Raw genomic sequence first — 21804 nt, 5'->3', positions numbered from 1 at the left:
GGCAAAAATGGCAAGGCTATGGTGCCTAGGGCTGTTGGCAATGGACATTGATGTTGGTGATTACCTGTTGTTCCCGTTGACCGATGGTAGTCACCTGTTTTTGGGCAAGTTGGGCAGTCAAAATATCCTTACTTTCCAATGCTTGGACCATGTTGCGGGTGGCTGACCCATTGCCTTGGTAAATCTCCACTAACTCCCCTTGGTAATTGGCCAGAACGGGATCTTCCAGGTTAAGTCGTTCGACCTTAGTGGCGGTGGCATCGAACGCATCGGCAATTTTGAGTACTTCTGCCGTTGAAGTGGTATCCCTATATTTAGCCCCTTCCTCCGCCATCTGTTTGGTAATTAAAATCAGTTGGCGGCATTGATTTGCTTTACTGGTTCCACAACTGACCAAGCCCTGGTTTAACCCTAGGATTAAAATCAAGCTCCCACCAAAGCGGACGGTTCGACGGGCGAGAAAAGCAGCAAATTTTTGCGACAGGGGCGATGGCATAGGTGGAAAACAGAAGACAAAGGGGCAACGGGCAACCATCATACCAAACCCATTCCGGGTAATTGGGCCTTCAAACCCCGGGTCAAAGGGAGAAAATGTGGGGAAATAGCCCGATCGCCAGGGCAGTGAGCAGTAAACAACCAATACCAGCTAGCCCTGCTAGGGGTTGATTGGCTTTTCCCACCCAAAGGTTACCAACGGGGGAAGGATAGGTGATTAAGCCAGTGGCATCGCAGGAAGCCAGGGCAAAGACCCAGCCTCCGTGCAATCCCCAGGCCAGGGCCAGATTACCACCATCCACTAAACGGGCCCAGACTAGCACCATGCCCAATAACCATAGTCCGGGCAATTGATAGGCTGTCAAACGTCGTTCCCAGAGCAGATGAAGCACGGCAAAAATGGCGCTGATTACCATGGCCGCTACCCAGACTGGTAAATCCTGTTGTAATTGATTTTGGAAAATGCCCCGAAAAATTAACTCTTCCACTAAGGCGATCGCCAGGGCCAAGAGCATAAACAAGGGAGAAAGTTTAACTAAATTCCACAGTTTTTCCCCGTGCCATTGCAGTAGGCCAATTTTGCCCTGCACCGCCAAGGTTAAACCCAAACCGGACACCGCCACCCCCACGGCGATCGCCAAAGAAAGTAACTGATCTGGGGTGAAGGATAATCCATAATCCTGGAGGGATTGACCATCTAATTGGCTCACCGCCCAGATGGGTAGGGGAGAAACCAGGTAAAGGGATAACACCAAAGGTAGCTTTTGCTCCGGGGTGACAGCCTGCCAGGGTTGCCAAGCTAATTTACGCCCTACCACCAGGGCAATGGGATACCACAGCACTAGCCAGCCCGCCAGAAAAACAGTAATTTTCAACGATCCCGGCCATGGTTGCCAAAACTTCATTAAATTTTCCATCGGCCCATCCCCCTGGCGATCGCCAATTTTTTTTGAAAAAAAGCAAAACTTGCAAGGGCCAGCTTGACAGTACGTCCGCTGTCATCCCTAATCGATAAAAAAAGGGAGAAACCTTTTTGTTTCAGGTCTCCCCCCCAGGGAAAAAGCACCTAGTCCCCCCTGCTTAGGGAACCAGAGCCGAGAAATTTATACTTCCTCTTCGTCGTCGCTATCGGTAATTTGCTTCAGGTGAATATGCTTGTAACCAAGCTTGATCTCAAACTCATCACCGGACTTCAGACCCATTTCTTGGGTGTAGGTAGAGCCAATAACAATTTGCCCATTTTTATGTACACTAACGCGGAATGTCGGTTCACGACCCCGACCATCTTTGGTACCAGAGGGATCGAGGGGAACCCCTTTGGCCGCTAGAACTGCGTCATAGAAGTCGGTCAAATTAACCCGTACTTGTCCTTCCTTGGAAGTGGAGTAGTAGCCACAGGCTTTCGCTGTTTCTCGACGGGGCAGATGGGATAGTTCTTTGACTTTATTGAGTAATGCTTTGCCGGTTAGTGCGGTGGAGGCGTTTGGCATGGGATTATTTTTTCCGTTGAATGATACTTGATTGCGGGGACTTGTTTTTTTCAAAAGTCTACATGAGATAAAATATAACATTAAACCTTAGCTGAAAAACTTTTTTTTCCAACTTTTTGATTGTTTAGCCGGGGAATTTTTCCCTCTGAAAAAATCAAGCCTTGACCTCTGGCGAGTTTTGTCCTAAAGATTTTTTGCCGCCATGGAGCAATGATGAGTTAGGTTTGGGCAATACAAGCTAGCTACGGGTTCAACTTTCCGAAAAACAATGATTTTTTGCCCGGATTAGCGGCAAAATTAACCAGGAATTAACCAGGGCAGTGGGGCAAAATATATTTATCCCAGGGGAAACCATTGCTTTGGCCCAATTCGCTATCCTATGCATGTCATGCATTCATTAACATTTCCCCCGGTCCCTGAGATTCTATGGTTCTTGCTCAGTTCGCCTCTAGCCCCGCTCCCCCCCAGTCCTTTGCCACTGCCCCCAATCGTCAACAACTACGACAAATGAATTGCTACCTAGACCAGCTTTTGTTGGCCTTGGTAGCCTTGACGGATGTGGATCAGGACACTTGGACGACAACCCTAGAAAAAATTTCGTTACCTACGACAACAGGTCAATCTTTGACTAAGAAATACCCCGTTCCTGCTGTTGCCCCCGGCCAACTAGATGTGGAAGGAATTCGACTTTTGGCCATGGCGATCGCCTACTTAGGAGCCCATTACCAGGAATTGTTGCGGCGATCGGTCAGTTTAGTTGAGCAGACCAAGGAACAGGGCAAAAATCCGTTACAAACCGTACTTTTAAGTGAGTACGCTCGAAAATTCACCTCCGCTTGGCAAGCCTATGTGGAAAAACAGGGGGGAGAGGGTCATATTCCCCTACCAGCGCCCACCCCCGATCGCCTCCTCGCCTTGCTGACGGAATTATTTTTCTTTAGCAGTCAAGACGGCCCCCGCCGACTCTGGGGAGTATTGGCCACAATGGTTTCCTCTGCTTAACTTATCCCTACCAGTTCTGGCCTCTGTGCTTTGCCCCCAAATTAGCCCCTTCCCAGTCCTGCTCCCAAAGCTCTAACTGGGAAAATACCTATGGATTGCTGGATTGCTTCCTGCTGTAAAAAATTGCCCAAAAGACCTGGTGGAAAAGGCGATCGATCCAGTAAATGACTACAATTATGGTCAACCAGGCCCATGGATTAGGTAAACCTATTTGACTGAGGAAATAATCTCTATGGCTCAAGATTCTCCACCTCCCATCTCCCAAGAGGCCCTGACCATCGCCCATCTCCAAGGAGTCCAGGACCGACGTCGGGAAGAGCGGATGTTGGCCTTTTGCCAAGTGTTCGATATGGAAGGGGAATTGGTGGGGGTATCCTTTGATTTAACTCGCAGTGGCATTTGTGTGAGTGTTCCCAACGATTGGCCCAAGGATGGGGATTTTGTTGTTAAGCTCCGGCGCATGGACAACGAAGCCTTACCCACCATTACCGTTACGGTTACTCCCACGTGGCGTCAATGCCGCAATGAAAGTTTTGATGAAATCGGCGGCAAAATTATCGAAGTGGACTGCCCTGAAGCTTTCTCTACCTTTTTGCAATATTGTCAACAGGCTGGCCCCAGTGGTTTGCTGGAACGTCAAACTTCTTAAACATAACCATTTTTGCTTTTTCACTGGTCCCTACCTCGGGATCGGACGGAGGAGTTGTCTTGCCCTGTGTAGGGGTTAGTCCTGCTTTACCTGAACTGCATTGACATTGGGGCCTGTACCGGGGTACGAGAACAAAATTTTTGGGGGCTGGCCCCAATACCCATAATTGTCAGAGTCTGATAGGATTTAGCAAAGTATTAAAATTTGTAAAGAAAATTAAGATGCGAGTTTTGGTGGTAGGCGGCACAGGAACCCTCGGCAGGCAAATTGTTCGGCAGGCGATCGACCAAGGTCACACCGTTGTTTGTCTGGTCCGTAGTCTGAGAAAAGCAACTTTTCTTAAAGAGTGGGGAGCCACCATTGTGGGGGGAAATATTTGTAAGCCAGAAACCTTGCCCCCTGCCCTAGAAAACATCGACGCTGTGATCGACGCCTCCACCGCCAGGGCCACCGATGCTCTCACCATTCGCCAAGTGGACTGGGAAGGTAAGCTCAACCTTATCCGGGCTGTGCAGAAGGCGGGCATCAAAAAGTTTATCTTTTTCTCCATTTTGCGGGCAGTAGAATATCCCAAAGTTCCCCTAATGGACATCAAACACTGTACCGAGAAATTTTTAGCCCAAACAGACCTGGACTACACCGTCCTACAACTGGCAGGTTTTATGCAGGGGTTGATTGGTCAGTATGCCATCCCCATTTTGGATAATCAGTCAGTGTGGCAAACCGGCGAAAACACCCCGATCGCCTACATGAATACCCAGGATGTGGCCAAGTTTGCGGTGCGGGCAGTGGAATTGGACAGCGTAGCCCGCCAAACCTATCCTGTGGTGGGCAGTCGGGCCTGGGGGGCAACGGAAATCATTCAATTGTGCGAAAGAATGTCGGGCAATACGGCTCGCATTTCCCAGGTGCCCATGGCGGTTTTAAGATTTATGCGGAGCTTGACTCGCTTTTTCCAGTGGACCTATAACGCCTCCGATCGCCTGGCGTTTGCCGAGGTATTGGCCAGTGGTAAGGCCCTAACAGCGGAGATGGCCCCGGTGTATGAGCAATTTGGCCTTGATCCCAAGGAAACTACAACCCTAGAATCCTACCTACAGGAATACTTTGGGCGCATCATCAAAAAGCTCAAAGAATTGGATTACGAAGTTAACCCAACCCAAACCGATGGCAAAAAGAAGAAAAATAATTTCTTTTTCTAGTTTGACTAGTTTGATTGACAATTTGATACTTTTAGATAATCTCGTTTTCTGTTCGGTTTGCCCGCTCCCTGTTCCCTGACTCGCTAGGATCTCGCCCCTGTGCCAAAAGTCGGCATCATTTTCAACGACAATAAGCCCACCGCCTGTAGCGTTGCCCAAGAATTACAAGAGCAACTACAAAGCAGTGGGTTCACTGTGGTGGTGGAAACTGGGTCCGGCGGCCTGTTGGGCTATTCCCAGCCCGATCGCCCCATCTGCCACACCCGCATCGAACATTTGACTCCTCCCCATTTTGATGAGTCCATGCCCTTTGCCATCGTGCTAGGGGGGGACGGCACCGTACTATCGGCCTTTCGTCAGTTAGCCCCCCTGGGCATTCCCCTGTTGACCATCAATACGGGGCACATGGGCTTTTTGACGGAAATTTACCTCAACCAACTCCCCACGGCGATCGAGCAGTTAATCAACGGCGATTACCAAATTGAAAGCCGCTCCATGATGACGGTGCAGTTAATGCGGGGGGAGACGCTGTTGTGGGAAGCCCTTTCCCTCAATGAGATGGTACTGCACCGGGAACCCCTGACCAGCATGTGCCATTTTGAAATTCAGGTGGGCTACCACGCTTCCGTGGACATTGCCGCCGATGGCATCATTGTTTCTACTCCCACTGGTTCCACGGCCTATTCCCTCAGTGCTGGGGGCCCCGTAGTTACTCCCGATGTGCCGGTTTTCCAGTTAGCTCCCATCTGTCCCCACTCCCTGGCTTCCCGGGCTTTAGTATTTTCTGACCTGGAGCCGGTGACCATTTTTCCCGCTACTCCCAACCGCATGGTACTGGTGGTGGATGGCAATGGCGGTTGCTATGTGTTGCCAGAGGACCGGGTGTATTTATCTAAATCTCCCTACGCCGCCAAATTCATTCGCTTGCAAACCCCGGAGTTTTTCCGTATTCTGCGGGAGAAATTAGGTTGGGGTCTGCCCCACATTGCTAAGCCAACTTCGGTGGAGTTGCCCTAGGGTCTGTTTTTGTCCTGATTTGCCTGACTCAATCCACTCCGGTTAGTGACTCAATTAATTTGAGGGTTCTGTTTATGCCCCTTCCCCCGTACTCCCGCCGCCATTTTCTCCAGACCGCCACCGCTCTGGGGGTTGCCACTGGTTTGGGGGGATGTTGGCCGGGGCAAGGCAATGGCCAAGAAGTACAGTTTCTGAACCGCTCCCTGCCTCCCCAGTTAATTAGTCAATTTCAGCGGCAGTTATCCCAGGGGAAAGACCTCAACTTCAAGGCGATCGCCAATCTCCAGAGTTTGTTTGAGAATTTGCAAACCTGGCACAATCCCCAAGGGAAAAATTCATTCCCAGGATTGTGGGGCAATGGACCAGGCACCAAGCAACTCCAAAGCCCCGCCCAACTGGTCACAGGGGGAGACGTCTGGCTGGAAAAAGCTATCCAAACTGGTTTGATTCAACCCTTTGCTTCTTCTCAACTGAGTCAATGGTCAACCCTGCCGCCCCGTTGGCAATTACTAGGACAACGCAATGACCAGGGCGTACCGGATCAAGCTGGAAAAATTTGGGCCATTCCCTATCGCTGGGGCCCCACCATGATCATTTACCGCCAACAACCCTTTGCTGACTTGGGTTGGCAACCGACGGATTGGTCTGACCTCTGGCGGCCGGAGTTAGAACAACGCATTGCCCTCGTGGATGACCCCAGGGAGGCGATCGGTTTGACCCTAAAAAAATTAGGTTATTCCTACAATGTCACCAATCCTGCGGCCATTCCAACCCTAGCCCCCGCTCTACAGGAATTGGCGGCCCAGGTAAAGTTTTACAGTAATCAATGTTATCTCCAAGCTTTGCTGAACAAAGATGTCTGGCTAGCGGTGGGCTGGTCGAGCCAGATCATTCCCTTGCTTAGGAATCAGTCGGAGTTAAGGGCGATTATCCCCACCTCTGGAACTTCCCTCTGGGCCGACCTCTGGACCATGCCCGCTGGCAGCGAAGCCGCTGATATCACCTATGATTGGTTAAATTTTTCTGCCCAGCAATCCAGTCTGACGCAAATGGCTACTTTTAGTCAGGGTTTGGCGGTGCCCTATCAAAACTTGGACATTGGTTCCCTGACCACCAATCCTTTGCTGGCCTTCTCGCCGGAGTTGTTGGAGCGTTGTGAATTCCTTGCTCCCCTGGACAGTGCCAGTGCCGACCAATACAAGGCCCTATGGCAAACCATGCGGAGTGCTCAGACAATTACAGGTTAACGGCTTCAAACCAAAGCTGGTGACGGGATTTGAACCTGCGACCGACTGATTACAAATCAGTTGCTCTACCACTGAGCTACACCAGCATCTTTGATACAGAATAGCAGAAGATCAACCCAGAGGCTCTGGCTAATTTTTACCCCTAAAAAACTTTTTTAGCGACCAATAAAACCCAGGAAAACCATGCCCACTTTAATTGTTGCCACGGGAAACCCAGGCAAATTAGCGGAGATGCAAGCCTATCTCGATCGCCTTGATTGTCAGTTAGCCCTCAAACCCCCGGAAATTGAAGTGGAAGAGACCGGCAGTACATTCCATGAAAATGCTTGCTTAAAGGCTTCCCAGGTGGCGAAAGCGTTGAACCAATGGGCGATCGCCGACGATTCTGGCTTAGCGGTGGATGCATTGGACGGGGCACCGGGTTTATATTCCGCCCGCTACGGTAATACCGATGGGGAAAGAATTACTAAACTGCTCCAGGCCATGGAGGGAGTCACCCAACGACAGGCCCAATTCATTTGTGTAGTGGCGATCGCCGCTCCTGATGGCAGTATTCAACTAAGCAGTGAAGGAATCTGTCCGGGGGAAATCACCCACAGTCCGAGGGGCGACCACGGTTTTGGCTATGACCCAATTTTTTGGCTACCCAGGCACAAAAAAACCTTTGCAGAAATGACAAAGGCAGAAAAGAGACAGGTGAGCCATCGGGGACAAGCCTTTGACAAACTCATCCGCCGGTGGTCTGGATTAGAATTCGACAGCTTTTGATGGCTGGTGATGGCCGCAATGGGCGGGGAGTTGGGGCTAGGAGAGCAAAACAGCCTCAGAGGGCCCAACCTTACCAGGAAACTGAAAGCAGATCTCAATCTCAAAAAGACTTAAATAGCTTCGGTGTCCTTTTCCCCTGTCCGAATCCGCACTACCGAATCCACCGGGCTGATGAAGATCTTACCGTCACCGATTTCGCCAGTGCGGGCCGCCGATACCAACTTGTCAACAACCATGTCAACCTGTTCTTCATCGACGACAATCTCAATTTTGAGTTTTTGGAGAAACTCAACGGTGTACTCAGAGCCACGGTAACGCTCTGTTTGACCTTTTTGACGGCCAAAGCCCCTAACTTCGGAGACCGTCATACCAACGATCCCTGCATTTACTAGCGCAATTTTTACTTCGTCTAGTTTAAAGGGGCGAATAATCGCTTCTACTTTTTTCAAACTTGGTACTCCTCGTGCAATGATCTGGTCTTTGTTTCATTTATAAGGCTAGCCAGACACTTTTAACATGTTCTTCAAAAGTTTTTTTGTAAAAATCAGTACCGTTTTTTCGTGACTCTTGGTGGATCCAGTGACGAGATTAGCAAAAAAAAATACAGAGTTTCTATTCGTCCCTGGGAAGAATCCGTTACCCTAGAGGAGTAGACGGAGTTTTGTCCGTTGATTTAGCAGGGTCCTACCGATCCCGCCAGTGGTGTTTCCAGATCAAAATAGCAAAGTTTCTCTATCCATGCTTAAGATGCTCAAGAATTTACCCCTACCCAAGAATATTACCTGGCGATCGGTCTGGGTGCGGGGCACTTCAGTGGTGATTATTTTTGTCCTGGCCTTTACCCTCGTCTTCACCCCCACCTTTTCAGCGGAAGCTCGGCGCAGTGGTGGTCGCATTGGGGGCGGTTCTTTCCGGGCTCCCAGCCGTAGTGCCCCTAGTCGTAGTTACAGCAGCCCCGGCGGTGGTTCCTACCGTTCTGGTGGTGCCTATGGGGGAGGGGGCTTTGGGTTTCCCTTCATAATTCCTTTCTTTGGCTTTGGAGGAGGATTCGGCGGCATCTTCGGCATCTTAGTCATGATTGCGATCGCCAATGTGGTGATCAATGCTATTCGCAATGGTGGCGGCGGCAGTGGTGAAGGGGGCGGCGCCTTAGCGGGGAATGATCCCCAAGTAGGTATTGGCCAAATTCAGGTGGGCTTGCTTGCTAGTGCAAAAGAGCTGAAAAAAGAACTAGATGAATTGGCCCTTTCCGCCGACACTGGTACTGCCAATGGCCGCTCCCTCGTGCTGCAGGAAGCTACCCTGGCCCTGCTACGCCATCCTGAATATTGGGTCTATGGTTCCAGCCAGAGTGATAAAGTCCGTTTGAGTGCCGCCGAAGCTGCTTTTAATCAATTGGCCCTGACTGAACGGAGCAAATTCACCGACGAAACTCTGAGTAATTTTAATAATCAGTTACGCCAAGGGGGGAGGGCACCGGCCATTGGTGGAGATAGCCCCGATGCCGTTCCCGATGGTGCTGGGGAATATATTTTGGTCACCATTATTGCCGCAGCCCTGGGTAATCTGACCCTGCCGGAAGTTAATGATTCCAGTCAGCTCAAACAATCTCTGCAAACCCTGGGGGGCATCAGTAGCGATCGCCTCTTGGCGATCGAAGTGCTATGGACGCCCCAAGAGGAAGGAGATACCCTCACCAGCAACGATATTATCAGCGAATATCCAGAACTGAGGCTGGTGTAGTGGTGGGAGCAGCTCATTTGCCCATAGTCAAAAAATAAGCATTGGAGGAAGCCTGGGGAACTTTGCCTGGGCTTTCTTTTTGGGCAAAATTCAGCCAAAACACAACGCGGGGAAAACTGCCTTCTTCTTGGGGGGAATGGGCCGGGCACTTTAGTTTTCAGGGGCAGGAGAGCTGGGACAATTTCCAACAGGCTCCCGGCAAAAAAGGTCATAATCAAATCAGTTAACCGGCCATCCGTGGTTTGGTGTTCGTAATTTTCCCAGCAGTTTGCAACCATGATTCCCTTTGCTTCCCAAACCTCTTCCCTTGTGAGTCACCCCGAACTTTCTGCCCTAGAACTGGCCCAGGCCCTGGCAGAAAGATTGGCGATCGCCCCCCAGGATTGGCATCGTTTGAAGGGTAACCGCCAAGCCCAGGCTGGTCAGGAATTGGCAGCGGCATTGGTGTATCTGCTCAAAGATAACCCCCAGGAAGCATTGACCCATGTACAACAGGCAGAAGGTTGGTTAAACCGAAGTTTGAGTGCGCCCCCCTGTCCTACCCATGGCGATCGGTCTAAAAAAGCCTAGGTTTTTTCAGGATGATTTACATCGGGCAAAATTGTGAGGGCATCCAATTGAGCCCGTAACTGGGCGATCTTTGCCAAATCCTTATCCGCCGGAGCCTTTTCTACTCCACTGGATAGATCAATGCCGTCGGGCCGGAGCAGGTTTAACGCCTCTTGAACATTGATAGGAGTCAATCCCCCCGCTAACCACCAGGGTAGGGGCGGTCTGAATTGCTGTAGCTTTTGCCAAGGAAGGGTTTGCCCAGTTCCCCCCAGTTGTTCTGGATGGTAGGCATCGAGTAAGAGAATGTCCACTGCATCATAATAGGCTTCCGCCCGTGCCAAATCTTCCGATCGCCTTAACCGGAGGGCTTTGATCAATCGATGTTGGGGAAATGCTTGTTTAACTTGGCGGCAAAATTCGGGAGTTTCATCACCGTGGAGTTGGATGCCGTTGAGGTTGGTTTGGGCTAGAAATTCCCCTAGTTTAGGTAGGGAGGCATTGGCAAACACCCCGATCGCCGATAGCTCGTCATGGGCAGTTAAGCTTTGCAGAACCAGGGCAATTTCCTTGGGGCTGACGTAACGGGGGGAAGCTTCCACACAAATAAATCCCAGGGTGGTGAATCCCAAAGCGGCGATCGCCTGGGCTTGGGCGGGATGGCGTAAACCACAAATTTTTACCTCCATGGCCATAGGGCAAAGTTCCTGGGAATTTTGAATTGAACAACAAATAAATAGCTGGGGTTTCAGGCAGAAGTAGATGAAACAGTGCCCAATTATGCCAAATTAATCGTTCACTACGGGTTTACGAACCAAACCCCACATGGCCCGCAGTTGTATCTTTAACTGTTCCCGCTGGTTAATTAAATAAATACTCACCAACGTAAAGGCGACTCCCAACCATTGCAGAGCACTAAGTTGTTCCCCCAAAATCAAGTTACCAAAGCTGAGGGCAAAAATGGGCGTTAAAAAAGTGAGGGAACTCAAGCTGGTCAAATTACCCCGGGAAGCAAGGTAGAAAAAGATCCCATAGGCAATGGCACTGCCAAACACCGTCGCATAGGCCAGATTGCCCCAACCCCACAGGTCAATATTGCGCCAAGGTTGGGGATCTTCCACCAAGGCGATCGCCAATAGGGGTAAACCGCCGATGATCATATGCCAACCCGTGGCCACCACCGGATCCACCCGACGGCTGACAAAGGGTATCAGCACTGTGCCCACCGCCATGGACAGGGAGGCCAGCAACATCCATAACTCGCCACTTTCTACCAACGCAGGCCCACTCCAATTGATGGTCAAACTTTGCAGATGCCAAAGCTGATAGAACCATTCATCCGGCAGGCCAATTAAGCTGATGCCCCCTACCCCCAGTAGCAGCCCCAGCCAGCCCAAACCGCCGATCACTTCTTTGAATAGCCAACTGGATAGTAACGCCACGGCGATCGGTTGGGAATCAATAATCACGGAACCTAAGCCTGCCCCTGTGCGCTCCAACCCCTGGGCTAAAAATCCTTGGAAAAGGGTGCCATCCACCAGGGCAAATAAAATAATCCAGCCCCAGCCCTGCCAATCCTGGGGTTGGGGACGCTTTTGCACCATGGCCCAGAGCAAGACCAAGATCCCCGCTGGTATCAGGCGCACCGTTGCCACAAAAAAGGGCGTAGTATCTGCCAAAACCCCCTTCATCGCCACCATGGCCGTTCCCCACAGGAAAAAAGGCGCAATCAGGGTTAACCCGGAACGGATATTAGAATTGGTTTTCGATTCAATCTGCATTGGTGGGGCGGTAATGGAGCAGGCATGGCCATCCCCCCATTGTATGTATAGTTTTGTTACAAAGCCATGGCGAGGGCAATGGTATTCACCGACATTTTCCCGATAACGACTGCAAGGGATAGAGTAAGAGATTCTTCCATCAATCACCAAAGCAAAAACCCCCCGATCGCCATGGGCAAAGTAGATCGGTAGGAGTTAATGGGTCTAAATATTGACAATGGACTATGCCAGGGTTGATTGTGCCCCCAAACTTCCAGAGGAAAACAAACAGTCCAGTATGCTTGGGAGCAATGGCATAGCCCAGAATTATGAATTTTTAATTATTACTGCACAATGTCCAGGGCTACATTACCCACGCCACTGCTATGGATACCGATCGCCCTGGCCGCCCCAGCGGAAAGATCAATTACCCGTCCCCCAGTGAAGGGCCCCCGGTCATTGATGCGCACCACCACAGACTGGCCGTTGCGGAGATTGGTCACCTTCACCCTAGTGCCAAAGGGCAAAGTCCGATGGGCCGCCGTGAGGGCATTTTGGTTAAAACGCTCACCATTAGCGGTGCGTCGCCCATGGAATCCAGGACCGTACCAGGAAGCAATGCCTCCCTTAATTCTTTTAATCGTTGTAGCGGCATCAAAGGCATTCACCCGAGCCACCTGCAGAGCCGCCGGTAAAGCGACAATAGGCTCTGCCCCCCCCAACAAACGGCGGAGACGGTTCGCAGTTTGCAGGGCCGTTTCCGGGGCGGAGAGGGGTTTTTCCGGTAAAACTGTATTTTTGTTGATGGTCAGGAGAATTTCGTCGACGGATTTAACCACCAGTTGCTTGGTCGTGGCATCTAGATCCACTTTGATTGTGCTTGGGTCAAAGGACTTAGCCCCGCTCAGTTCATCGAGGCGACGGGCAACGGTTTGGGCCCGTTCCATGGTGTCAGTGGCTTGGTCATTGCCCAGGGCGGTCAACTCGGCGGCAGTGCCCAAAAAGGTGACCACGGGAATTTGGTTCACCCGCAGAGTAACAGCTAAACGATTTTCCGGGCCTTGGTGGGGAACTAAAGAAATCAGTTCGGTGTCTTGGAAAGTGGAAACCGGATTGGAAGAAGCGGCGGTAACGGAGGATTCTAAGGGAGCTAGAGAAGAATTATTCTCTGAAACGGCTGTCGGAGCATCCGCTTCGATGATGGTGTTTAAGGCCAACAATCCAGAAGGGCAGTTACCCCAAACCAGGGTTGTCAAACTCGCTGTGCCAATAACACCGGCGATCGAGCGACAAACGTTAATTCCTTTCATAGACTTAGAGGTAAAGGTCAAGGACTGCAAACCCCGATTGAATCAGAGGGTAGTGGTGAAAACTTAAGCAAATAAGTTACTGAGTCTTCGGCGGTCCCACTCATCCGCACATAGTACGAAAAGGCGGACAAGATTTTCGTTACAAGCTTCCACAAGCTACCACGTAAATTGGGGAGTAGACCCCAGAAAATCTTATTGGAGAGATAAATAAAGTTTATTAAGGTCTGTAAAAGCTTGCATTACAAGGTGTAAAGAATTTGTTCCGTTTCCAAAAAGCAGTGGGACAATTTGGATAGTGGTGGGTGATCGACAGCAGATCAAATCTTTTGTGAACATATCAACTCAATGTTTTGGGAGGAAACCGACCATGTTCTGGAAGCTCAGACAAGTATTTCGTTTCTGGTTTTGTTATTTGAATCAACCCATTTTCAGTCGCGAGTCAAAGGCAACATGGCGGTTGACCCATTTTTGGTCGATGTATCAGATCTCTTTGCTGGAATCCTGTTGGCAAAAAAGTCCCGTCAAGGAAACTTCCCTCTAGTGACGGCATAGTTAGCCAGTCTTGGTAAGGAGTCGAGGGAGTTGGCAGTCAGCCCACCATGGGTAGCGGAGTGAATTCTGGGGGGGACAGAAAAACATAGCATCGGCACCGGAAACAAATTCTCTGTTGGCTGGGTTTGGTGATTGACCAAGGGATTGCATTGTGGGTCACTCTTTCCCCCCAAGGCCCTAACCCGTGACCTTACCAAGGAGGGCCGGCAGTTGTGCTATGATCCTTGGCCAATGGCCCCAGTGGTTGCCTTGGTAGCGATCTTGTCAGGAAAATTCGTCTATGACCCCATCAGATTATCAAGACCAGGAAGTTAAAGCCCCCAAAGTAGAGGTGGTGGATTCCTACGATACGGGAGACGATGGCATCACCGGTGCGGCTCGCAAATATTGGTTGCAGTTCCAGCAATGGTTTGATAAGTTGCCCCTCCCCGCCAAGGGGGCCGTGGCGATCGCCGTTTTGTTCGTTACCTTTTCGATTTTGACCCAGGTGCTGAGGTTTGTGGCTTCCCTGGTAACTTTGGCCATTTTGCTGGTGATTCTCTACGGAGTGTACCGGGTCTTTCTCCGCCAGAACAAAGATAGCTAATCTCCATTAATGACAGAATTTTCCCGATTCCCTTTTCCCTTCTTTCGATCCTGAAGTCCGCTGGCAGTTGGAGGTTTTGGTCGTCCTTGTTTTTGACAACTGAAGCAAGGGAAAGGTTTTCCTGGGAGCCAAGCCTCGGGGCCGACTTTCTTTGGGATTAATTATTAACCATGGCCTAACCTGGGACATCGCTGGGACTGTTCTTCACCAGGGGAATGGTGGAATAGGGACAAAAATTCTGCTGGGCTGGGGAACAGGCTAAGATTTGTTAATATCTCCTCTGCTCTGAACCCAATGACCTTTTCCTCCATTCTGCGCCATCTGCAAACCCTACCTCTGAGCAAAGACCTGCGGGAAAAATTACAAAAGCGGGGCCATGTGCAACTCAGTGGGCTGCCCCGCTTACCCAAGGGGTTGATTGTTTCCAGTTTGGCCCAGTCCTTAGAGAAAAATCTTTTGGTCATCACTGCCACGTTGGAAGAAGCCGGACGGTGGACAGCACAGTTAGAACTGATGGGTTGGCAAACCGTTAACTTCTACCCCACTTCGGAAGCTTCCCCCTATGACACTGGGCGGCTGGAATCGGAAATGGTCTGGGGACAAATGCAGGTGTTGGCGGAATTGATCCAGGGCCATCAGGTTAAGGGCAAGGCGATTATTGCCACGGAAAAGGCTCTACAGCCCCATTTACCCCCGGTGGCAACCCTGCGGCAGTACTGCTTGGCCCTACGGCGGGGTCAGGAGATGGATAGCAAAAGTCTGGAGTTAACCCTGGCTAGATTGGGCTATGAACGGGGGAGCACCGTAGAAACAGAGGGACAATGGAGTCGGCGGGGGGACATTGTTGATATTTTTCCGGTGTCGGCGGAGCTACCAGTGCGGCTGGAATGGTTTGGCGATGAGTTGGAAAAAATTCGGGAGTTCGATCCTTCGAGCCAGCGTTCTTTGGATGACTTGACTGGTTTGGTGCTGACCCCCACCAGTTTTGACCAGGTAATTGAACCGGCCCTAAATGCCCAGGCCATCGATCTCTCTGCTTGGGGAGAAGATGCGGAAACTGAGGCATTGTTTGGCAAGGAGGGATTGCAGCGATTTTTGGGTTTGGCCTTTGCTGAGCCTGCTTGTTTATTGGACTATTTGCCGACGGAAACGGTTTGTGTGCTGGATGAACCGGAACAATGTGCGGCCCATAGTGAACGGTGGTTTGATGCGGTGGCCCAGGATTGGTCAGCTTTGCAGTTGCAGGATTTGCCCCAATTGCATCGGGATTTTTCGGCCCTTGGCGATCGCCTGAAGGAAAGTTTTACTTATATCGCCCTGTCGGAAATCCACGAAGTTAATACGGATAGTTTGGACATTTCGGCCCGGCCAATCCCCACCATGCCCCACCAATTTGCCAAGTTAGCGGAAATTTTACGGGGTAAACGGGAAATTTATAGTGGTTTGACCTTGGGACAATACAGCACTTGGTTGATTTCAGCCCAACCCAGTCGCACCGTTTCCCTCTTGCAAGAACATGACTGTGCGGTGCAGTTCATTGCCAACCCCAGGGATTACCCTGCCATTGAAAAAAGCCACATCCAACGGACAGCGGTGACTTTAAAATATGCGGGCATGGCGGAACTGGAGGGCTTTATTCTGCCAACATTTCGGGTGGTGCTAGTTACGGACCGGGAACTATTTGGGCAACACGCTTTAGCCACACCGGAATATGTCCGGAAACGACGGCGGGCCACCTCTAAACAAGTTGATATTAATAAACTTTCCCCCGGAGATTATGTCGTCCATAAAAGCCATGGCATTGGTAAATTTTTAAAGTTGGATGCCTTGGCCAATCGGGAATATTTAATGATCCAATACGCCGACGGTATTTTACGGGTACCTGCGGACAGTTTGGACAGTTTATCCCGTTTTCGCCATACGGGCACTAGACCGCCAGAACTGCATAAAATGGGGGGGAAAGTTTGGGAAGCCACCAAAAATAAAGTCCGTAAAGCGGTCAAAAAGTTGGCAGTGGATTTGCTCAATCTCTATGCCAAACGGGCAAAACAAATGGGTTATGCTTATCCCCCGGATAGTCCCTGGCAACAGGAATTGGAGGATTCTTTTCCCTACCAACCCACCCCCGATCAACTCAAGGCAGTGCAGGATGTGAAACGGGATCTGGAAGGCGATCGCCCGATGGATCGATTAGTGTGTGGCGATGTGGGCTTTGGTAAAACGGAGGTGGCAGTGCGGGCTATTTTTAAGGCCGTAACCAGTGGGAATAAACAGGTGGCTTTATTGGCTCCCACCACGGTGTTAACCCAACAGCATTACCACACGCTTAAAGAAAGATTTGCCCCCTATCCCATCACCATTGGGTTGTTAAATCGCTTCCGGACAGCATCAGAAAAAAAGGAAATTTTAGCTAAGTTAAAAAGTGGTGAACTGGATATTGTGGTAGGTACCCAACAGGTATTGGGCCCATCGGTGAAATTCAAAGATTTGGGCTTACTAGTCATTGACGAAGAACAGCGCTTTGGCGTTAACCAAAAGGAAAAAATTAAGACCTTAAAAACGGAAGTGGACGTCTTAACCCTCACTGCTACTCCCATTCCCCGCACCCTTTATATGTCCTTGTCTGGGATCCGGGAAATGAGCTTAATTACCACTCCGCCTCCTTCCCGCCGTCCCATTAAAACCCATTTATCCCCCTATAACCCCGAAGTAATTCGCACCGCCATCCGCAACGAACTAGACCGCGGAGGCCAGGTTTTTTATGTGGTGCCCCGCATTGAAGGCATCGAAGAGTTGGGAGGACAATTGCGCCAGATGGTGCCCAGTGCTCGCATTGCCATTGGCCACGGTCAAATGGAGGAATCGGAACTGGAAAGTACCATGTTGGCCTTCAATGATGGAGAGGCGGATATTCTAGTGTGTACTACCATTATCGAGGCTGGTTTGGATATTCCCAGGGTAAACACAATTATTGTCGAAGATGCCCAAAAATTTGGCTTGGCCCAACTCTATCAACTGCGGGGACGGGTGGGGCGATCGGGCATTCAGGCCCATGCTTGGTTACTCTATCCTAATCAAAAACAGCTAACAGAGAAAGCAAGGTTAAGACTGCGGGCACTCCAGGAATTTAGCCAACTGGGCTCCGGTTATCAACTAGCCACTAGAGACATGGAAATTCGGGGTGTAGGTAATTTGTTGGGGGCAGAACAATCCGGACAAATTGAGGCGATCGGCTATGAATTTTACATGGAAATGTTGCAGGATGCCATCCGGGAAATTCAAGGGCAGGAAATTCCCAAAGTGGAGGATACCCAAATCGACCTGTCCCTGACGGCCTTCATTCCCAGTGATTACATTCCCGATTTGGAAGAAAAAATGGCCGCCTACCGCACCATTACCAGCATTGAATCCACCGATGAGTTACCCAAAGTTGCCCTGGATTGGGGCGATCGGTATGGTACACTACCGAGTCCAGTGGAAGAATTATTTAAAGTGGTAAAGCTCAAGCATTTAGCTAAGTCTTTGGGCTTTTCCCGCATTAAGGTGGAGGGCAAACAAAATCTTGTTCTGGAAACCCCCATGGAAGAACCAGCCTGGAAGTTGTTAGCAGAAAATTTGCCCAGCCATCTCCAATCCCGCTTTGTTTACAGTACGAAAAAAGTGGTGGTGCGGGGACTGGGGGTATTGCCACCGGCTAAACAAATGGATAATCTGATCGATTGGTTTGGCAAAATGCAGGGGGCTTTACCGGAGGTCAAAATAGAGACTTTAGTTAATTAATAATTGCCATTCAAAACTAACAAAATTATCGAAAAGGTGGTTCTAGATTTGCACAACGGACTGATGGGAAAGGTGTATTTGGTTGGTGCCGGCCCTGGGGATCCCGGATTAATGACCATTAAGGGCAAGGCTTTGTTGGAAAATGCTGAGGCGGTGGTTTATGACGCTTTGGTAAGTCCGGCTATTTTGGCCATGGTTAATCCCCAAGCGGAATTGGTGGATGCGGGGAAAAGAAGGGGCAGACATACAAAATTACAACAGGAAACGACGGCGCTGTTGGAGCAATTGGCCCGAAAATATGCGGTGGTGGTACGCCTCAAAGGGGGAGATCCGTTTATTTTTGGCCGGGGAGGGGAAGAAATGGAAGATTTAGTACGGGCTGGTATTGAAGTGGAGGTGGTGCCGGGCATTACGGCGGGCATTGCAGCACCGGCCTATGCTCACATTCCCCTCACCCATCGGAGTTATAGCTCTTCCGTTACCTTTGTCACTGGCCACGAAGCGGCAGGCAAATATCGGCCAGAGGTGAATTGGGCGGCGATCGCCAGGGGATCGGAGACCATTGTGATTTATATGGGGGTGTATAGTTTGGCCACTATTTTGCCCCAGTTACAGTTGGCGGGGTTGCCAGAAGATACTCCCATTGCCCTGATTCGCTGGGGAACCTGTCCAGAACAACAGGAATTGGTGGGTACTTTTGCCACTATTTTGGCCCAGATTGAGGCAGAAAATTTTCAAGCCCCGGCGATCGTGGTCATCGGGGCCGTAGTGAACTATCCGGCTAATCTTCGTCAGCAGTTGCAACCTATGCTAGGCAACCCGTGGTTTTTTCAGGTGCACAATTTGATCGACCAGGGACTCTAGGGCAATAAACTCAAAGCCTTGGCCCCGGTATTTTTTCAGGCGGTAATTAGTATGTTGAGCCGAACCAACCACTTTCACCCGCACTTGGCGATCAAGCAATTTTTCAATCAAGGGGATAAAGTCTCCATCTCCCGTAACTAGGATCACCTCATCCCCCGACCGAGCGCAGTCCATTAAATCCACTCCGATCGCCATATCGTCCCCTAGGGTTTTAGATTGACCATTGGGCAATTGGGCCACGGGCAGGGAAACTACTTCATATTTGAGGTCCCGCAGGTGTTTGAGTTTTTCCCGCTGGGCTTGGGTCGGTTTTTGGTAAATACCACCGTAGTATTTGAGGTTGAAACCGTCACTGTCCTCGGCTAGGGCCACTAAGGCAACCTTGAGAAATTTCCAGTTAATTTCTAAACCCAACTCCTGGGCATTTTTGCTGAAATTATTGCCGTCGATAACGATATGGGCTGTGGTGGAAATCTGCTGAGTCAGGTTGGGCACGAGGGAAACTATCTTACTGGCCCCTGCTTCGGAAACGCTGACTATCGGGGGGATGGATTTCGGTGTCTTTTGCTGAAGTTGCTCCAACTCTTGTCCTTGCTGTTCTAAGGTGGCGGCCATAACCAGGTGTTGCCGTTGGTATTTTTGCAGTTTACCCACCACCAAACGGTTACTCGTGTGAACCCGGTCAACTTTTTGGGCCATTTTCTCCGTTACCTTTGTGTCCTGTTCCAATCGGCTGATCTGTTCGGCGATCGCCGCCATAGAAGCTTGCATTTGCCCTTGGCTGGAAGCAAAGTTATCCTCTAATTGCCGTAGGACAGAATCAAATTTCTTTTTTTGCTCTACAACTGTGATTGCACTGGCCCCACTGGCGGTCACCATGGCCGTGCCGGTGGCCATTAGGGCTCCCTGGCCAGAAACAAGGCCTACTGTGGCTAGGGTTAAACCGGAGGCTAGAAGTGAAACAATATTCATTGCCGTTCACCTAATTTGGTTGTTGATTCCAAATTATCCAGAACTGCTGGAAAACCCCATTGCCATTACCTGGAATTTACCTGGAAAAAACTTCAAGGTCAGTGGACAGTTCACATGACAAACACAGTTAGTCATCCACCCAGTTCTCCCCGAGCAAAACTGCTGGTCTGGAGTACCATGAACCCTTCTAAGAGTTACTAGGCGAAATTAATAACTAAACTAATTTGGTTGGGTTTCACTGTAGGCAGGGAAAAGATCCCGGGGGAAATCCTCCGCCGCTAGGCAGGTATTCATCGCTTTTTGGGGTGTGAAATCGGAAACTTCCCGACTCAGGGCCAGCACACATTCCGAATGACGGCCAGGCAGTAAACTTTGGCGACAGCTATTGAGGGCAGCCATGGTCACATCTTCCCCCTCTGGAGAGCGGTTTCGCCCCACTACCCCCCGGTCAATGTCCACCACACAGTTCCCCAAATCCACCGGGCGACGTACCTGGAAACAGGATTGCAACGCCACAATGCCGGTGATGTTGGTGTTACGGCTGATCATGTTGACGCATTGGGACATTTCCTTGGGAATAATCGCCTGGGCACAACCGGAGGCGGCTGCATCATCGCTGACTCCATTCCGCTTCAGTTCGCTCACACAAACATCAAACTGGTTCCAGTCCCCAGCCACGGCGGCGATCGGAGCAAAAACCATACCGCTGGCCATCAACAGACCACAGCCAATGGGAGCAAAGGGACGGCGGAGTTGTTTAAAATACTTCTTAAGATTATGTTTAGAGCCGTTAGAACCGATAGAGCTAAGCATACGGGTTAACACCAAGACGAAATTGACACCATCACCAAACCACTGGATTGTAATCAGAGTTGCAGAGAAGATCAAGCTCCTGGGGGTCACTCCAGGGGGTACAATGCCTGCTAATCTATGGGGAAGTTATTTGCCCTTGTCCCTGCTCCGATTATCCCCCATTCCGAGAGATTAATGTTGACTGATAACCGCTTGGGAGAAGCGACCTTGTCCCCATCTATCCATCCAACGGCCATTATCCATCCCCAAGCCCAGTTACATGCCACAGTCCAGGTGGGGGCTTTTAGTGTCATCGGGGAAAAAGTTACCATCGGGGCTAACACTGTGATCGGCCCCCATGTGGTGGTGGAAGGCCCCACGGAAATTGGTACAGGAAATCGTATTTTTCCCGGTGCAGTCATTGGTTGTGAACCCCAGGATTTGAAGTATAAGGGGGGAGAAAGCTGGGTCAAAATTGGCAACAATAACCAAATTCGGGAATACGTCACCATTAACCGGGCGACGGAAGAGGGGGCAGTGACCCGCATTGGCGATCGCAATTTGTTGATGGCCTATGCCCATGTGGCCCACAATTGCGTCATTGAAAATGAAGTAATCATTGCCAACTCAGTGGCTTTGGCGGGGCATATCCATATTGAGTCCCAGGCGAGAATCAGTGGTGTTTTGGGAGTCCACCAATTTGTCCATATTGGCCGGTTGGCCATGGTGGGGGGCATGAGTCGCATTGAACGGGATGTGCCACCTTTTACCATTGTGGAGGGTAATCCTTCCCGGGTACGTTCTTTGAATCTCATCGGTTTGCAACGGTCTGGCATGTCGGCGGAGGATCTGAGTGCCCTCAAACAGGCCTTTCGCTTGATTTATCGTTCTGAGACCCCCTACCAACAAGCTTTGGAAGAATTAGGGCGATCGGCAGCCCATCCCTACGTGCAACACTTCCAAAAGTTTCTCCAGGAATCTAGCTACGGCCAAGGACGACGGGGTCCCATTCCCGGCAAAAAGTAG

Annotated in this window: 21 protein-coding genes and 1 tRNA gene; 12 read left to right on the top strand and 10 right to left on the bottom strand. The window is 50.4% G+C overall.

All coding sequences use genetic code 11. The features are described 5' to 3' along the window. Positions 1-25: 25 nt before the first annotated feature. The 3 genes from IQ217_RS10230 to IQ217_RS10220 all read right to left on the bottom strand — a co-directional run bounded on the left by IQ217_RS10230 (position 26) and on the right by IQ217_RS10220 (position 2066). On the bottom strand, positions 26-496 hold the full coding sequence (locus IQ217_RS10230) for a hypothetical protein (protein WP_194019855.1): 471 nt from the start codon (positions 494-496) through the stop codon (positions 26-28). An 82-nt stretch (positions 497-578) separates the two neighbouring features. Then, positions 579-1370: a CPBP family intramembrane glutamic endopeptidase gene (locus tag IQ217_RS10225; RefSeq protein ID WP_228024022.1), complete on the bottom strand. Its 792-nt coding sequence runs from the start codon at positions 1368-1370 to the stop codon at positions 579-581. Between the two features lie 228 nt (positions 1371-1598). Next, positions 1599-2066 (bottom strand): AbrB family transcriptional regulator, encoded by a 468-nt coding sequence (locus IQ217_RS10220; RefSeq protein WP_199309499.1) that lies wholly within the window; start codon positions 2064-2066, stop codon positions 1599-1601. A gap of 345 nt (positions 2067-2411) precedes the next feature. Here IQ217_RS10220 and IQ217_RS10215 point away from each other — a divergent pair, with 345 nt between their 5' ends. The 5 genes from IQ217_RS10215 to IQ217_RS10195 all read left to right on the top strand — a co-directional run bounded on the left by IQ217_RS10215 (position 2412) and on the right by IQ217_RS10195 (position 7102). After that, the gene (locus IQ217_RS10215; protein WP_190595729.1) at positions 2412-2987 is read left to right on the top strand and encodes a DUF3038 domain-containing protein; all 576 of its coding nucleotides are present in this window, start codon (positions 2412-2414) and stop codon (positions 2985-2987) included. 232 nt (positions 2988-3219) lie between these two features. Continuing rightward, the gene (locus IQ217_RS10210) at positions 3220-3636 is read left to right on the top strand and encodes a hypothetical protein (protein WP_228024021.1); all 417 of its coding nucleotides are present in this window, start codon (positions 3220-3222) and stop codon (positions 3634-3636) included. A 221-nt stretch (positions 3637-3857) separates the two neighbouring features. Then, positions 3858-4838 carry an NAD(P)H-binding protein gene (locus IQ217_RS10205; RefSeq protein ID WP_190595732.1) on the top strand — a complete coding sequence of 327 codons (981 nt, stop codon included), beginning with the start codon at positions 3858-3860 and terminating at the stop codon, positions 4836-4838. 99 nt (positions 4839-4937) lie between these two features. Further along, on the top strand, positions 4938-5855 hold the full coding sequence (locus IQ217_RS10200; protein WP_190595733.1) for an NAD(+) kinase: 918 nt from the start codon (positions 4938-4940) through the stop codon (positions 5853-5855). A gap of 74 nt (positions 5856-5929) precedes the next feature. Further along, positions 5930-7102 (top strand): extracellular solute-binding protein, encoded by a 1173-nt coding sequence (locus IQ217_RS10195; protein WP_194019853.1) that lies wholly within the window; start codon positions 5930-5932, stop codon positions 7100-7102. Positions 7103-7116: 14 nt separating this feature from the next. Here IQ217_RS10195 and IQ217_RS10190 read toward each other — a convergent pair. Next, a tRNA-Thr gene (locus IQ217_RS10190) sits at positions 7117-7188 on the bottom strand. 97 nt (positions 7189-7285) lie between these two features. Here IQ217_RS10190 and rdgB point away from each other — a divergent pair. Continuing rightward, the gene (gene rdgB, locus IQ217_RS10185) at positions 7286-7870 is read left to right on the top strand and encodes an RdgB/HAM1 family non-canonical purine NTP pyrophosphatase (RefSeq protein WP_194019852.1); all 585 of its coding nucleotides are present in this window, start codon (positions 7286-7288) and stop codon (positions 7868-7870) included. Between the two features lie 110 nt (positions 7871-7980). Here the strand turns inward: rdgB and IQ217_RS10180 are convergent, their stop codons facing one another. Next, entirely contained in the window at positions 7981-8319 is a 339-nt protein-coding gene (locus tag IQ217_RS10180; protein WP_028949278.1) for a P-II family nitrogen regulator, read from the bottom strand. Between the two features lie 289 nt (positions 8320-8608). On the opposite strand from IQ217_RS10180, the gene IQ217_RS10175 reads away from it, so the two are divergent. Both IQ217_RS10175 and IQ217_RS10170 read left to right on the top strand, forming a co-directional pair. After that, complete coding sequence (locus IQ217_RS10175) at positions 8609-9613, top strand: DUF1517 domain-containing protein (protein WP_190595740.1); 1005 nt, start codon at positions 8609-8611, stop codon at positions 9611-9613. Positions 9614-9889: 276 nt separating this feature from the next. Beyond that, a complete protein-coding gene (locus tag IQ217_RS10170; RefSeq protein ID WP_194019851.1) occupies positions 9890-10183 on the top strand; it encodes a DUF6439 family protein in 294 nt (97 codons plus the stop codon). On the opposite strand, the gene IQ217_RS10165 is transcribed toward IQ217_RS10170, so the two are convergent. From IQ217_RS10165 to IQ217_RS10155, 3 genes are all read right to left on the bottom strand, one after another. Then, positions 10180-10857 carry a phosphoribosylanthranilate isomerase gene (locus IQ217_RS10165; protein ID WP_194019850.1) on the bottom strand — a complete coding sequence of 226 codons (678 nt, stop codon included), beginning with the start codon at positions 10855-10857 and terminating at the stop codon, positions 10180-10182. The genes IQ217_RS10170 and IQ217_RS10165 overlap by 4 nt on opposite strands. A 93-nt stretch (positions 10858-10950) precedes the next feature. Next, positions 10951-11943 carry a DMT family transporter gene (locus IQ217_RS10160; RefSeq protein WP_194019849.1) on the bottom strand — a complete coding sequence of 331 codons (993 nt, stop codon included), beginning with the start codon at positions 11941-11943 and terminating at the stop codon, positions 10951-10953. Positions 11944-12266: 323 nt separating this feature from the next. Further along, positions 12267-13232: a septal ring lytic transglycosylase RlpA family protein gene (locus IQ217_RS10155; RefSeq protein WP_194019848.1), complete on the bottom strand. Its 966-nt coding sequence runs from the start codon at positions 13230-13232 to the stop codon at positions 12267-12269. A gap of 832 nt (positions 13233-14064) precedes the next feature. Here IQ217_RS10155 and IQ217_RS10150 point away from each other — a divergent pair. From IQ217_RS10150 to cobA, 3 genes are all read left to right on the top strand, one after another. Continuing rightward, positions 14065-14370 (top strand): hypothetical protein, encoded by a 306-nt coding sequence (locus IQ217_RS10150; protein WP_194019847.1) that lies wholly within the window; start codon positions 14065-14067, stop codon positions 14368-14370. 294 nt (positions 14371-14664) lie between these two features. Next, the gene (mfd, locus tag IQ217_RS10145; RefSeq protein WP_228024020.1) at positions 14665-18150 is read left to right on the top strand and encodes a transcription-repair coupling factor; all 3486 of its coding nucleotides are present in this window, start codon (positions 14665-14667) and stop codon (positions 18148-18150) included. Between the two features lie 36 nt (positions 18151-18186). After that, the gene (gene cobA / locus IQ217_RS10140; RefSeq protein ID WP_194019861.1) at positions 18187-19014 is read left to right on the top strand and encodes a uroporphyrinogen-III C-methyltransferase; all 828 of its coding nucleotides are present in this window, start codon (positions 18187-18189) and stop codon (positions 19012-19014) included. On the opposite strand, the gene IQ217_RS10135 is transcribed toward cobA, so the two are convergent. Continuing rightward, positions 18961-19986: an NYN domain-containing protein gene (locus tag IQ217_RS10135; RefSeq protein WP_194019846.1), complete on the bottom strand. Its 1026-nt coding sequence runs from the start codon at positions 19984-19986 to the stop codon at positions 18961-18963. The genes cobA and IQ217_RS10135 overlap by 54 nt on opposite strands. A 219-nt stretch (positions 19987-20205) precedes the next feature. After that, the gene (locus IQ217_RS10130; protein ID WP_228024018.1) at positions 20206-20799 is read right to left on the bottom strand and encodes a hypothetical protein; all 594 of its coding nucleotides are present in this window, start codon (positions 20797-20799) and stop codon (positions 20206-20208) included. A 117-nt stretch (positions 20800-20916) separates the two neighbouring features. Here IQ217_RS10130 and lpxA point away from each other — a divergent pair, with 117 nt between their 5' ends. Further along, positions 20917-21804: an acyl-ACP--UDP-N-acetylglucosamine O-acyltransferase gene (gene lpxA / locus IQ217_RS10125; protein WP_228024017.1), complete on the top strand. Its 888-nt coding sequence runs from the start codon at positions 20917-20919 to the stop codon at positions 21802-21804.

The organism is Synechocystis salina LEGE 00031 (assembly GCF_015207985.1).
GTDB lineage: Bacteria > Cyanobacteriota > Cyanobacteriia > Cyanobacteriales > Microcystaceae > Synechocystis > Synechocystis salina.
The sequence above is the reverse complement of the archived record's forward strand: the minus strand, read 5'-3'. Positions and strand labels throughout refer to the sequence as shown.

Excerpts from the sequence above, each read along its gene's own strand:
- IQ217_RS10230 (WP_194019855.1), bottom strand. The coding sequence starts at position 496 with ATGCCATCGCCCCTGTCGCAAAAATTTGCTGCTTTTCTCGCCCGTCGA.
- IQ217_RS10220 (WP_199309499.1), bottom strand. The coding sequence starts at position 2,066 with ATGTTATATTTTATCTCATGTAGACTTTTGAAAAAAACAAGTCCCCGC.
- IQ217_RS10215 (WP_190595729.1), top strand. The coding sequence starts at position 2,412 with ATGGTTCTTGCTCAGTTCGCCTCTAGCCCCGCTCCCCCCCAGTCCTTT.
- IQ217_RS10210 (WP_228024021.1), top strand. The coding sequence starts at position 3,220 with ATGGCTCAAGATTCTCCACCTCCCATCTCCCAAGAGGCCCTGACCATC.
- IQ217_RS10205 (WP_190595732.1), top strand. The coding sequence starts at position 3,858 with ATGCGAGTTTTGGTGGTAGGCGGCACAGGAACCCTCGGCAGGCAAATT.
- IQ217_RS10195 (WP_194019853.1), top strand. The coding sequence starts at position 5,930 with ATGCCCCTTCCCCCGTACTCCCGCCGCCATTTTCTCCAGACCGCCACC.
- rdgB (WP_194019852.1), top strand. The coding sequence starts at position 7,286 with ATGCCCACTTTAATTGTTGCCACGGGAAACCCAGGCAAATTAGCGGAG.
- IQ217_RS10175 (WP_190595740.1), top strand. The coding sequence starts at position 8,609 with ATGCTTAAGATGCTCAAGAATTTACCCCTACCCAAGAATATTACCTGG.
- IQ217_RS10170 (WP_194019851.1), top strand. The coding sequence starts at position 9,890 with ATGATTCCCTTTGCTTCCCAAACCTCTTCCCTTGTGAGTCACCCCGAA.
- IQ217_RS10165 (WP_194019850.1), bottom strand. The coding sequence starts at position 10,857 with ATGGCCATGGAGGTAAAAATTTGTGGTTTACGCCATCCCGCCCAAGCC.
- IQ217_RS10160 (WP_194019849.1), bottom strand. The coding sequence starts at position 11,943 with ATGCAGATTGAATCGAAAACCAATTCTAATATCCGTTCCGGGTTAACC.
- IQ217_RS10155 (WP_194019848.1), bottom strand. The coding sequence starts at position 13,232 with ATGAAAGGAATTAACGTTTGTCGCTCGATCGCCGGTGTTATTGGCACA.
- IQ217_RS10150 (WP_194019847.1), top strand. The coding sequence starts at position 14,065 with ATGACCCCATCAGATTATCAAGACCAGGAAGTTAAAGCCCCCAAAGTA.
- mfd (WP_228024020.1), top strand. The coding sequence starts at position 14,665 with ATGACCTTTTCCTCCATTCTGCGCCATCTGCAAACCCTACCTCTGAGC.
- IQ217_RS10135 (WP_194019846.1), bottom strand. The coding sequence starts at position 19,986 with ATGAATATTGTTTCACTTCTAGCCTCCGGTTTAACCCTAGCCACAGTA.
- IQ217_RS10130 (WP_228024018.1), bottom strand. The coding sequence starts at position 20,799 with ATGCTTAGCTCTATCGGTTCTAACGGCTCTAAACATAATCTTAAGAAG.
- lpxA (WP_228024017.1), top strand. The coding sequence starts at position 20,917 with ATGGGGAAGTTATTTGCCCTTGTCCCTGCTCCGATTATCCCCCATTCC.